The organism is Streptomyces sp. NRRL F-6492, from assembly GCF_001280125.1.
Classification (GTDB): domain Bacteria; phylum Actinomycetota; class Actinomycetes; order Streptomycetales; family Streptomycetaceae; genus Streptomyces.
Genome location: NZ_LGEG01000246.1, coordinates 31,730 through 43,335, shown reverse-complemented (window position 1 = coordinate 43,335; position 11,606 = coordinate 31,730). Strand labels below are relative to the sequence as shown.

Here is an 11,606-nt window from a genome sequence, read left to right as displayed (position 1 = left end):
GGCGCGGCTCGCGGAGATCTTCCGCTTCGCCCTGGTCGGCGGCGTCAACACCGGCACGTTCTTCGGCTGCTACCTGCTCCTCCACCCGTGGATGCCGTACTTCGCCGCGTACTCCCTCGCCTTCCTCCTCAGCATGGTCGGCTCCTTCTTCCTCAACACCTACTTCACCTACCGCACCCGCCCCACCTGGAAGAAGTTCGCCCTCTTCCCCCTCACCAACGTCACCAACTACCTGGTGCAGAGCGTCGGCCTGTACGCGCTCGTCACCTGGGCCGGAATGGACGACCGGATCGCGCCACTCGTGGCGGCCGTCGTCGCGATCCCCTTCACCTATCTGATCTCCCAGCGGATCCTGGTGCCCCGCGGCCCCGGCCGGGGTCCCGGCACGACCGGTCCGGGGAGCGAAACGGACGAGCGGCAGCCCTCCCGGCTCGCGTAGATTGCCTGGCAGCCGCGGCGTCGAGCGTGCGGCGGGCAGCAACGGCCGAGTGAGGACGACGCAGGTGACGACGCAGGTGACGGGTCAGACGGACGGGGCGAGGCAGTACGTGACGGAGGCCCGCAGGATCGTCGTCAAGGTCGGCTCCTCCTCCCTCACCACCGCCTCCGGAGGCCTCGACGCCGACCGGGTCGACGCCCTCGTCGACGTGCTCGCCAAGGTCCGCAGCGGCGGCGAGAAGGAGATCGTCCTCGTCTCCTCCGGCGCCATCGCCGCGGGCCTCGCCCCGCTCGGCCTCACCCGCCGGCCCAAGGACCTCGCCCGCCAGCAGGCCGCCGCCAGCGTCGGCCAGGGCCTGCTCGTCGCCCGCTACACCGCCTCCTTCGCCCGCTACGGCGTCCGCGTCGGCCAGGTCCTCCTCACCACCGACGACACCAGCCGGCGCGCCCACTACCGCAACGCGTACCGGACCCTGGACCAGCTCCTCACCATGGGCGCGCTGCCCGTCGTCAACGAGAACGACACCGTCGCCACCGACGAGATCCGCTTCGGCGACAACGACCGGCTCGCCGCCCTCGTCGCCCACCTCGTCCGCGCCGACCTGCTCGTGCTGCTCTCCGACGTCGACGGGCTCTACGACGGCGACCCGTCCAAGCCCGGCACGTCGCGGATCGCCGAGGTCGCGGGCCCCGAGGACATCGCCCACGTCGAGATCGGCTCGGCCGGCAAGGCGGGCGTCGGCACCGGCGGCATGGTCACCAAGGTCGAGGCGGCCAGGATCGCCGCCGCCGCCGGCATCCCCGTCGTCCTCACCTCCGCGAGCCGCGCCGCCGACGCCCTCGCCGGCCGGGACACCGGCACGTACTTCCACCGCACCGGCCGCCGCTCCGCCGACCGGCTCCTCTGGCTCGCCCACGCCTCCACCCCGCAGGGCTCCCTCACCCTCGACGACGGGGCCGTCCGCGCCGTCGTCGAGGGCAAGAAGTCCCTGCTCGCGGCCGGGCTCGCGGCCGTCGAGGGCGACTTCGTGGCCGGTGACCCCGTCGAGCTGCGCGACGCCGCCGGCCGGGCCGTCGCCCGCGGCCTCGTCAACTTCGACGCCAAGGAGATCCCCCGGATGCTCGGCCGCTCCACCCACGAGCTCGCCAAGGCACTGGGCCCGGAGTACGAGCGCGAGATCGTCCACCGCGACGACCTCGTCGTCATCGGTTGAACGCGTCGCCGGCCCGACGGCGCGCACCGTACGCCATCCGTCGAACGCCCTCCGCCGAAACGGCTGAAACTGCGGCCATCCGGAAGGGACGTTCCCCAAAACCGCCCCAAGTGCCGCCTCGGACTGGTCAACTTTGTCCCGGGGGTTAAGAGCAAGGCGGGGTACAGCACCACACGCATCACACAGGAGGCCGCCGGTGAGACGAGCGCGCCCAGGGGCGCCGCCCCGTGGGACTGCCGAACGCGCCCTGACCAGTGTCGAGGCCGGAGCCGACTTCGACGAGGCACGGGACAGGTCCACGGACAGGAAGACCGAGACCACCACCGACACACGCGAGGTACGCGAGACACGTGAGGCACGCGCCGAGGAGCGGCCCGTGTCCAAGCTCTGGCACATCACCCTCAGCGTGTCGGGCGTGGAGTCGCCGCTGAAGGAGGTGCGACGGGGGCTCGAACAGCTGGCCCACGACCATCCCTTCTTGCTGACCAGCCGTTACGCCAACGATCACGCCGAGATCCGGTACTGGGAGGAGGCCCGCGACCTGCACGACGCGGCGGCCGTCGCCCTGCGCCTGTGGGGCGAGCACCGGCAGACCGCCAAGCTGCCGCCCTGGGAGATCGTCGGTCTGGAGGTCATCGACCGCGAGACCTACCACCAGCGGATCGCGGAGGGCTACGGCCCGCCGCCCGCCGCCCCGGTCGGCGTCCACCCCTACTGAGGGGCGGACCCGCCGGGGACGCGCCCGGGGCACGGCCCCGGGGCACGTCCCGGGGCGCGTCCAGGGATACGTCCCGGGAGGCGTCCAGGGATACGTCTCGGAGTGCGGGATACGTGAGGGATGTCCGCAGGGGTGCCAGTACCCTGCGGACATGACCTCGCTCACGCCCCTCGACAACCTCTCCCCGGTCACCCGGGCCGCCTACCGGGCCCGTGGCGCCGCCGCCGAAATCGCGCCACTCCCGCGCGCGGTCAAGGACGAGGCCCTCCTCGCGATCGCGGACGCCCTCGAAGTGCGCACCGCCGAGATCGTCGAGGCCAACGCCGTGGACATCACCAAGGCCCGCGAGGCCGGGACCAGCGAGGCCATCGTCGACCGGCTCACCCTCACCCCCGAGCGCGTCCGGGCCATCGCCGCCGACGTCCGCGACGTGGCCGCGCTGCCCGACCCCGTCGGCGAGGTCGTCCGCGGCTCGACCCTCCCCAACGGCATCGACCTGCGCCAGGTCCGCGTCCCCCTCGGCGTCGTCGGCATCATCTACGAGGCCCGCCCGAACGTCACCGTCGACGCCGCCGCCCTCTGCCTCAAGTCCGGCAACGCCGTCCTGCTCCGCGGCTCCTCCTCCGCCCACGCCTCCAACACCGCCCTGGTGACCGTGCTGCGCGACGCCGTCGGCGGCGCGGGCCTGCCCGCCGACGCGATCCAGCTCGTCCCCGGCGAGTCCCGCGAGTCGGTCCGCGAGCTGATGCGCGCCCGCGGCCTCGTCGACGTCCTCATCCCGCGCGGCGGCGCCTCCCTCATCAAGACCGTCGTCGAGGAGTCCACCGTCCCGGTCATCGAGACCGGCACCGGCAACTGCCACGTCTACGTCGACGCCGACACCGACCTCGACATGGCCGTGGACGTCCTGGTCAACTCCAAGGCCCACCGGGTCAGCGTCTGCAACGCCGCCGAGACCCTCCTCGTCCACCGGGACGTCGCCGAGGCCTTCCTGCCCCGGGCCCTCGACGCCCTCGCCGAGGCCGGCGTCACCGTCCACGCCGACGAGCGGACCCTCGCCCTCGCCGAGGGCACCAAGGCCACCGTCGTCCCGGCCACGCCGGAGGACTGGGAGACCGAGTACCTCTCGTACGACATCGCCGCCGCCGTCGTCGACTCCCTCGACAAGGCCGTGGAGCACATCCGAACGTGGTCCTCCGGCCACACCGAGGTGATCGTCACCACCTCGCAGGCCGCGGCCCGCCGCTTCACCCAGCTGGTCGACTCCACCACGGTCGCCGTGAACGCCTCCACCCGGTTCACGGACGGCGGCCAGTTCGGCTTCGGCGCCGAGATCGGCATCTCCACCCAGAAGCTGCACGCCAGGGGCCCCATGGGCCTTCCCGAGCTGACCTCGACCAAGTACATCGTCACCGGCGACGGTCACGTGCGGTAACACCTCCTTCCGGTACGGGCGGGCTTTCGGTACGGGTGCGGAGGCTTCGCACTCTCCCTGCCCAAAACCCCCTTCCGGGTCTACTCTGAATCCGTGCCGGACGACGTGGGGGGCAGGCCGTTCCAGAACGGCGGAGACCCCGAGGACTCTGTCGACCGCGGAGGCGCTGACGAGGTCCACGCCGCCGTGGTCTTCGACGAGGAGTTCGTCCGGGCCGCCACCGTCCACGAGCCGACCGCGATCGAGCGGCTCCTCGCCGCCGCCCAGGCCCGTGCCGAGGCCGAGGCGGCCCGCGCCCGCGCGGGCGGCGGACCGGCCGACGACGACCCCTACGGGGACGGCCACGACCCGCTGGGCCTCACCTACGAGCCCGATGACATCGGCGACGACGACAGCCCCTACGGCCCCCACGGCGGAGCCCTGCGCCCCTACCGGGGCAGCGCCCGCTGGCACCGGCCCGTCGCCTGGGTCCTCGCCCTCGTCATGGGGGTCGGCATGGTCGCCCTCGCCTTCAGCGCCGTCTACCAGAACGCCTCCGCCAACCGCCGGGACCAGGTCCCGCCGGCCACTACCGGGGTCGACGCGCCGCCCCCGAACCCGGCCCCGCCCGCGGCCCACGCCCCCGCCGCACGCTCCGCGTCCCCCGGATAGCCCCCAGGGACCTCCCGGATCCGCGCCGGGCCCGAACCGGATCCGCGCCGGGCCCGAATCGGACCCGCGCCGGGCCCGTGCCTGTTCCGGTCCTGTCCCGTGCCGGGCCCCGGCCACCCCGATGGCGGAATTCTTCGGAACTTGTCGTGTACCTGGGCGTTTACCGAAGCCCCCGCAGACCTACCCTGAAGGTATGGCAGGGCGTGGCGACCCGCCTGAGGGGACACCCGAGGGGTTCCCCGGCGGTGGTGAGGACGAGTACCGATCCGTCGTCTTCGACGAGGCGTTCGTCCGTGCTGCCCGCCTCCAGGAGTTCTCCGCCCGGGAGCGGATGGGCGAGCACGCCCAGGCCGTCCGCAGCCTCCCCTCCGCGACGGGCCGGAGCGGCTCCCGCCAGGCCGTCCTGCTGGTCCTGCTGGTCCTCCTCGCCTTCGGCACCGCCGTCTACCTGGGCGTCCGCAACCCGTACCAGCCCCCCGTCGACCAGCGCGCCGAACCCCTGCGGACCACCGTGGTCCGGCTCGCCCCCCGGGACCCCGTCCCCGGCGGCGAGCCCGCGCGGCTCCTCGCCCACAGCCCGGCCGCCGAACACCGCACCGGGGCCGCCGGCATCGACCTCCCGGTCGCCGGACGCACCATGCACTTCGCCGAGAGCCAGGTCGTCGCCGCCCTCGGCATCGCCAAGGACTACCTGGTGGCCTCCTCCCTGGAGCCCGACGTCCTGACCGGGGCCACCGTGCGGCCCCCGCGCCTGCTGCTCGACCCCGACCAGCTGGCGCAGTTCGACCGGAGCGTCGAGTCGCCCGCCGACGACGGCCGGCACGCCCCCGCCGCCTGGCTCGTCCGCTTCGACCCCCGGGAGGTCGCCCTCGCGGACCCCGCCGCCCGGGTGCGGGGCACCCTCCGCTTCGAGGAGACCGGGCCCGACACCCTGGACGTCATGGCGGACCACACGTACACCTACGCCCTCCGCCCGGCCGTCCGGGGCACCGGACCGGTCGCCGCGGCGTCCCTCTTCACCGTCCACCGCGTGGTGCACTTCCGCTTCGACCGCGAGGACCTGCGGGCGCACCGCGCCGAGCTCCTGAGCAGCACCTCGGAGGCCGGACCGCAGGCCTGCGGCGCGGACACCACGGGCTCCCTGAAGCCGCTCCTGGCGGGAGCGCGGGCCCCGGGGGCGGACGGCGGCCCGGCGGTCACCGACCCGTACGCCACCGACCGGCCCGCCGCCCCCTCGCTGTGCGGAGCGCTGGCGCCGAAGGCTCAGCCCTCGCTCTGACCGTCCCCGCCGTCGCCCGGTGCGTCGCCCCCGGCCGAGGGCCTGCCCCCGGCGTCCTTGCCGTCCCCGGCCGCGCCGCCGTCCGCCTTCGGGGAACCCTGGCCGCCGAACCGGTTGCGCAGCCGGCCGCCCAGGTCGCCCGCCAGGTCACCGGCGCCGCCGGCTATGTCCCCGACCAGCTTCAGGAGGGGATCCTTGCTGGTCCGTACGGTCTCGGCGTAGTGCCCGGCCGACTCGCGGAAGGAGTCCGAGACCGAGGTGTCCTTGTCCTCGGAGCGCTTCGGGTAGTGCCCGTCCATGATCCGCTGGAAGTCGCGGCTCTCCGACCACTTCTTCAGCTCCGCCGCGCGGACGGCGGTGAAGGGGTGCGAGCGCGGCAGCACGTTGAGGATCTTCAGGACCGAGTCCCGCAGGTCCCCGGCCTTCTCGTACTCGTCGGCCTGGGCGAGGAACGCGTCCACGTTCATCTCGTGCAGGTGGTTGCCGCCGGCGATCTTCATCAGACCGCGCATCGAGGCCCGCACGTCCTGCCCGACGAGCAGCCCGGCGCGGTCGGCGGAGAGCTCCGACTTGCGGAACCACTCGCGCAGCGCCGTCACGACGGCCGTGATCGCGACCGTCCCCAGCGGGATCCAGGCGATCTTGAGCGCCAGGTTGGTGAGGAACAGCAGGACCGTGCGGTACACGGCGTGCCCGGAGAGCGCGTGTCCGACCTCGTGGCCGACGACCGCCCGCATCTCCTCCTCGTCGAGGAGCTCCACCAGACCGGTGGTGAGCACGATGATCGGCTCGTCCAGGCCGATGCACATCGCGTTGGGCTTCGGGTCCTGCGTCACGTACATCGGCGGGACCTTCTCCAGGTCCAGGATGTAACAGGCGTCCCGCAGCATGTCGTTGAGGTGGCTGAACTGCGCGTCGCTCACCCGGACGGAGTCCGAGAGGTAGAGGAGTCGCAGACTGCGCTCCGGCAGCAGCCCGCTGAGCGCCTTGAAGGCCGTGTCGAAGCCGCTGAGCTTGCGCAGCGCCACCAGCGCCGAGCGGTCGGCCGGATGCTCGTAGGCCCGCGAGGAGATGCCGGAGAACCGCTTCCGCTGCCTGCTCGGCGCGCTCCCGTGGTCGTTCTCGGTCATGGATGCCCCCTGTTCGTACGAGTCGGTGCTCGTCCCCCTGACTGCACCCAGCCTAGGTGCTGGCGCTACGGTGTGGCGGGGCCTGTGGATAACTCGGGCACCGAGGACGACCGAAGGGCACGACCGACATGCCGGACACCGCCGCCACCGCCGACGCAGCCGCCGTCCTGCTCGCCGCCCCCGCGGGCCAGGGCCTCGGCGACACGCTCCGGATCGTGCTGCTCGCCTCGCTCGTGGGCGGGGTCCTGCTCGCCTGGTTCCTGCTGCGCGGCTACCGCACCGACGACACGGGCGACACGGACGGCGTGGACGGTGCGAGCGACGCAGACGGCTCGGACCGTGCGCGCGGTGCGAGCGGTGAGGGCGACACCGGCCGGGCGGACGGCAACGCGGAGCGCGACGCGAACGCCTGAGTCGGCGTGAGCGCCTCCGGACGGCCCGCATACGATGTGCGCGAAGTCTCCGCTCCCATCCCCGATCGATAGGTCTGCCGAAGATGAGCCTCCACAGCGCCGCCGCCAACCTGGTCACCCTCGCCGAGGGCGCCGAGCACGGCGGCAACCACGAAAGCCTCAGCCCCTACCTCACCGGCTTCGGCGCCTTCGGTGCCCTCATGCTGCTGCTGTGGATCACCACCCGCTTCAACCGCGACCGCTGAACCGACACCGCTGATCCGGCGGCCGCCGCCGTGCCAGTAGGCTCTGCACGCATGGGAGAGCAGGAAGTGCCTACTGGCGGGCGCGGCAAGCGCCGACTCGGTGTGATGGGCGGAACCTTCGACCCGATCCACCACGGACACCTGGTGGCGGCCAGCGAGGTCGCCGCCCTGTTCCACCTGGACGAGGTGGTGTTCGTGCCGACCGGGCAGCCGTGGCAGAAGAGCGACAAGGCCGTGTCCGCGCCCGAGGACCGCTATCTGATGACGGTCATCGCGACGGCGTCCAACCCGCAGTTCTCGGTCAGCCGGATCGACATCGACCGCGGCGGCGCGACCTACACCATCGACACCCTGAGGGACCTGAGCTCCCTCAACGGCGACTCGGACCTCTTCTTCATCACCGGGGCCGACGCGCTGTCGCAGATCCTCACCTGGCGCGACGCGGAGGAACTCTTCTCGCTCGCCCACTTCATCGGCGTCACCCGTCCGGGCCACGACCTCACCGACGACGGCCTGCCCAAGGGCGGGGTCTCGCTCGTCGAGATCCCCGCGCTCGCCATCTCCTCCACCGACTGCCGGGCGAGGGTCGAGAAGGGGGACCCCGTCTGGTACCTGGTCCCGGACGGCGTGGTGCGCTACATCGACAAGCGCCAGTTGTACCGCGGCGAGTGAGCTTCGGGGAGGGGCACCGGTGAACGATCAGCAGCACCCGTACGATCCGTACCGTCCGCAGCCGCAGATCATCGGCTACGACGAGTACGGGCAGCCGGTGTACCAGCAGCCGCAGGCGCAGCAGCAGCCCGCGCAGCACTACGACCCGTACGGCGGACAGCAGCAGCAACAGCCGTCCCAGCCGCAGCAGGCGTACGGCTACGACCCCTACGCCCAGCAGCCGCCGCAGGCGCAGCAGCCGCAGTCGCAGCCCCCTTACGACCCGTACGGGCAGCAGGGCTACGCCTACCCCTCCTACGACACCGGTCAGCAGTACGACACGGGGCAGCAGTACGACGCCGGGCAGCAGTGGGCCGCCCAGGCCCAGCCGCAGGCCCCGGCCCAGCCCCGGACCCAGCAGCCCCGGGCCCAACAGCCCCAGGCCCAGCCGCAGTCCCGGCCCGAGCCCGTCCGACCGGTCCCCGAGGCCCCGGCAGCGCCCGTCGCCGCCCCGCCCGGCGTCCCCGGCCAGCGACCCGCCTCCGAGCGGTCCGCCTTCGACCGGGCCGCTCCCGGGCGCCCCGCCCCGTCCCGGGCGGGCGACGACGAGCGCGAGTACCGCACCGAGCAGTTCTCGTTCATCGAGGAGCCCGACGAGGACTCCGAGGACGTCATCGACTGGCTCAAGTTCACCGAGAGCCGTTCGGAGCGGCGCGAGGAGGCCAGGCGCCGGGGCCGCAACCGGATCGTCGCGCTCGTCGTCGTCCTCGCGCTCGCCGCCGTCGGCGGCGTCGGCTACCTGTGGTCCGCCGGCCTGCTCCCCGGCACGTCCGCCCCGGAGCGCGAGGGGACCACCGCGACCGGCCCCCAGAAGCGCGACACCATCGTGGTCCACCTCCACGACACCACGAACGGCGGCACCTCCACCGCCCTGCTCGTGGAGAACGCGACCACCCGCCAGGGCACCACGGTCCTGCTCCCCAACTCCGTCGTCGTCGCCGACGCCGAGGGCTCCGCGACCACCCTCGGCAAGTCGGTCGAGGACGACGGCTCCAGCGGCACCCGGGAGTCCATCGGCAACCTCCTCGGAACGAAGATCACCGGGACCTGGCGCCTGGACACCCCGTACCTGGAGAACCTCGTCGAGGTCGTCAGCGGCATCGAGACCGACACCGACACCGACGTGCCCGCTCCCAGGAACGGCGCCGAGCCGCTGGTCAGGAAGGGCGAGAAGCAGACGCTGAACGGCCGCGCCGCCGTCGCCTACGCCACCTACCGGGCCCCCGGCGAGGCCGACGCCAAGCAGCTCCAGCGCTTCGGCCAGGTCCTGTACGGGGTGCTGCGGAAGGTCTCCGACGACCCCGCGGCCGCCACGGTCACCATCGAGACCCTCCAGCAGATCCTCGACCCCTCGCTCCCGGAGAAGGACCTCGGCGCCTCCCTGGCCAAGCTCGCGGAGCACGCCAAGCTCGGCGCCTACAAGACGGCCCTGCTCCCGGTGGAGGAGGACGGCGCGCTGACCGGCGGCGCGAGCGACAGCGTCGTGAAGGACATCCTCGGCGGCAAGGTCACCGCCCCCGAGGCGGACGGGATCACCCGGGTCTCCCTGCGGGACGGCTCCGGCAAGAACGCGATCGAAGCGGCCCGGATCGTGCTCGCCAACGGCGGCTACGCCCTGGTGGGCGCCACCACGGCGCCGGCCCGGGAGAAGTCGCAGGTCCTCTACGGCGACGACGCCCAGAAGGCGGCGGCCGCCGAGGTGGCCAAGACGCTGGGCCTGCCGGACGGCTCGGTCCGCAAGGGAGAGACCGCGGGAGCGGCCGCCGTCACCGTCGTCCTGGGCGGCGACTACAAGGTTCCGGGGGCCCGCTAGCGGCACTCCGGAAAAGGCCGACGGCGTCGTCGGCGGTCCGTGAGACCCTGGAGGGGTACTGGACCGCCGACGAAAGCCTGCTTGTGACCGCTACGGACCGTTCCATCGAGCTCGTCAAGACCGCCGCCCAGGCGGCCGCCGACCGGCTCGCGCACGACATCATCGCGTACGACGTCAGCGACGTGCTGTCGATCACCGACGCCTTCCTGCTCGCCTCCGCGCCCAACGACCGCCAGGTCAAGTCGATCGTCGACGAGATCGAGGAGCGGCTGCTCAAGGAGCTCGGCGCCAAGCCGGTCCGCCGTGAGGGCGACCGCGACGCGCGCTGGATCCTGCTGGACTACGTCGACATCGTCGTCCACGTCCAGCACAGCGAGGAGCGGGTCTTCTACGCCCTGGAGCGGCTGTGGAAGGACTGCCCCGAACTGGAGCTGCCCGAGGACGCCCTGAAGACCCGCGGCAAGGGAGCCGAGCACGCCGCCCTGACCGGCGTCGACACCGCCGGCCACGCCTCCGGTCTGCCCGACGGACCGGACGGTGAGCTGAGCTGAGCGCCACCAGGGGCGGCACCGGCCGCCGCATCGTCCTCTGGCGCCACGGCCAGACCTCCTGGAACCTGGAGCGTCGCTTCCAGGGCTCGACCGACATCGAGCTGACGGAGACCGGCGTCGCCCAGGCGCGCCGGGCCGCACGGCTGCTCGCCGCGCTCAAGCCGGACGCCGTCGTGGCCTCCGACCTGAAGCGGGCGGCGGCCACCGCCGCCGAGCTCGCCGCGCTCACCGGCCACGACGTCGCCCACGACGCCGCGCTGCGCGAGACGTACGCGGGGGAGTGGCAGGGGCTGACCCACGGCGAGATCGTGGCGCGGTACGGCGAGCAGTACGCCGCGTGGAAGCGCGGCGAGCCCGTGCGCCGGGGCGGCGGCGAGCTGGAGACCGAGGTGGCCGACCGGGCCGCCCCCGTGGTCCTGGAGCACGCCGACAAGCTCCCCGAGAACGGCACGCTCGTCGTGGTCAGCCACGGCGGCACCATCCGCACCACCATCGGCCGGCTCCTGGGCCTGGAGTCCCGGCACTGGGAGAGCCTGGGCGGGCTCTCGAACTGCTGCTGGTCCGTCCTCGGCGAGGGCGCGCGCGGCTGGCGCCTGATGGAGCACAACGCGGGCACGCTGCCCGAGCCGGTCCTCGGCGACGACGACTGAGCCCCGCGACCGGCCCGCCGGACCCGGATTTCACTTTCCGGCAGGTCACAGGCTAGAGTTCTTCTTGTTCGCAGCGCGGAGCGCGAAGAACACGAGGGGCTATAGCTCAGTTGGTAGAGCGCCTGCATGGCATGCAGGAGGTCAGGAGTTCAATTCTCCTTAGCTCCACAGTCACCGAATCCCGTCCCCACCAGGGGGCGGGATTCGTCGTTTCGTCCCGTTGTGCCGAGTGCGCCGACCCCCTTGCGGGGCCATGGCAGAATCGGACGGCCGGAGGGGGACAGGATCCGGACGGGAGGGTGGCCCACGTGCTCGGCGACAACGGCAGGGTGTCCTGTTGGTGCGCGACTCGGTGCGC

At 72.8% G+C, this 11,606-nt stretch carries 13 protein-coding genes and 1 tRNA gene; 13 read left to right on the top strand and 1 reads right to left on the bottom strand.

Translation table 11 applies throughout. The features are described 5' to 3' along the window. The 6 genes from ADL08_RS27120 to ADL08_RS27095 all read left to right on the top strand — a co-directional run. Positions 1-439: GtrA family protein (locus ADL08_RS27120; protein WP_053647492.1), on the top strand; the 439-nt coding region annotated here is incomplete at its 5' end. A gap of 109 nt (positions 440-548) precedes the next feature. Beyond that, positions 549-1,652, top strand: a complete 1,104-nt coding sequence (proB, locus tag ADL08_RS27115; RefSeq protein ID WP_053647497.1) for a glutamate 5-kinase — start codon at positions 549-551, stop codon at positions 1,650-1,652. 196 nt (positions 1,653-1,848) lie between these two features. Next, positions 1,849-2,370, top strand: coding sequence for a hypothetical protein (locus ADL08_RS27110; RefSeq protein WP_053647490.1), 522 nt, complete (start codon positions 1,849-1,851; stop codon positions 2,368-2,370). Positions 2,371-2,521: 151 nt separating this feature from the next. After that, entirely contained in the window at positions 2,522-3,805 is a 1,284-nt protein-coding gene (locus ADL08_RS27105) for a glutamate-5-semialdehyde dehydrogenase (RefSeq protein ID WP_053647488.1), read from the top strand. Between the two features lie 93 nt (positions 3,806-3,898). Continuing rightward, positions 3,899-4,456, top strand: a complete 558-nt coding sequence (locus ADL08_RS27100; protein WP_053647486.1) for a hypothetical protein — start codon at positions 3,899-3,901, stop codon at positions 4,454-4,456. Between the two features lie 193 nt (positions 4,457-4,649). Next, positions 4,650-5,735: a hypothetical protein gene (locus tag ADL08_RS27095; RefSeq protein WP_053647484.1), complete on the top strand. Its 1,086-nt coding sequence runs from the start codon at positions 4,650-4,652 to the stop codon at positions 5,733-5,735. Here ADL08_RS27095 and ADL08_RS27090 read toward each other — a convergent pair. Next, positions 5,720-6,865: a M48 family metallopeptidase gene (locus ADL08_RS27090; RefSeq protein ID WP_053647482.1), complete on the bottom strand. Its 1,146-nt coding sequence runs from the start codon at positions 6,863-6,865 to the stop codon at positions 5,720-5,722. The genes ADL08_RS27095 and ADL08_RS27090 overlap by 16 nt on opposite strands. Positions 6,866-6,993: 128 nt before the next feature. Here ADL08_RS27090 and ADL08_RS27085 point away from each other — a divergent pair, with 128 nt between their 5' ends. The 7 genes from ADL08_RS27085 to ADL08_RS27060 all read left to right on the top strand — a co-directional run bounded on the left by ADL08_RS27085 (position 6,994) and on the right by ADL08_RS27060 (position 11,416). Continuing rightward, positions 6,994-7,278 (top strand): hypothetical protein, encoded by a 285-nt coding sequence (locus ADL08_RS27085; RefSeq protein WP_053647480.1) that lies wholly within the window; start codon positions 6,994-6,996, stop codon positions 7,276-7,278. A gap of 83 nt (positions 7,279-7,361) precedes the next feature. Further along, the gene (locus ADL08_RS37700) at positions 7,362-7,523 is read left to right on the top strand and encodes a hypothetical protein (protein WP_199837097.1); all 162 of its coding nucleotides are present in this window, start codon (positions 7,362-7,364) and stop codon (positions 7,521-7,523) included. Between the two features lie 51 nt (positions 7,524-7,574). Further along, on the top strand, positions 7,575-8,195 hold the full coding sequence (nadD, locus tag ADL08_RS27080) for a nicotinate-nucleotide adenylyltransferase (RefSeq protein WP_053647478.1): 621 nt from the start codon (positions 7,575-7,577) through the stop codon (positions 8,193-8,195). Between the two features lie 19 nt (positions 8,196-8,214). Beyond that, positions 8,215-10,047 carry an LCP family protein gene (locus tag ADL08_RS27075; RefSeq protein ID WP_053647476.1) on the top strand — a complete coding sequence of 611 codons (1,833 nt, stop codon included), beginning with the start codon at positions 8,215-8,217 and terminating at the stop codon, positions 10,045-10,047. Positions 10,048-10,130: 83 nt separating this feature from the next. After that, positions 10,131-10,598 carry a ribosome silencing factor gene (gene rsfS, locus ADL08_RS27070; protein WP_053647475.1) on the top strand — a complete coding sequence of 156 codons (468 nt, stop codon included), beginning with the start codon at positions 10,131-10,133 and terminating at the stop codon, positions 10,596-10,598. Continuing rightward, positions 10,595-11,248, top strand: a complete 654-nt coding sequence (locus ADL08_RS27065; RefSeq protein ID WP_053647473.1) for a histidine phosphatase family protein — start codon at positions 10,595-10,597, stop codon at positions 11,246-11,248. The genes rsfS and ADL08_RS27065 overlap by 4 nt, the downstream gene beginning before the upstream one ends. A 95-nt stretch (positions 11,249-11,343) precedes the next feature. Further along, positions 11,344-11,416 (top strand) — tRNA-Ala (locus ADL08_RS27060). Positions 11,417-11,606 lie beyond the last annotated feature (190 nt).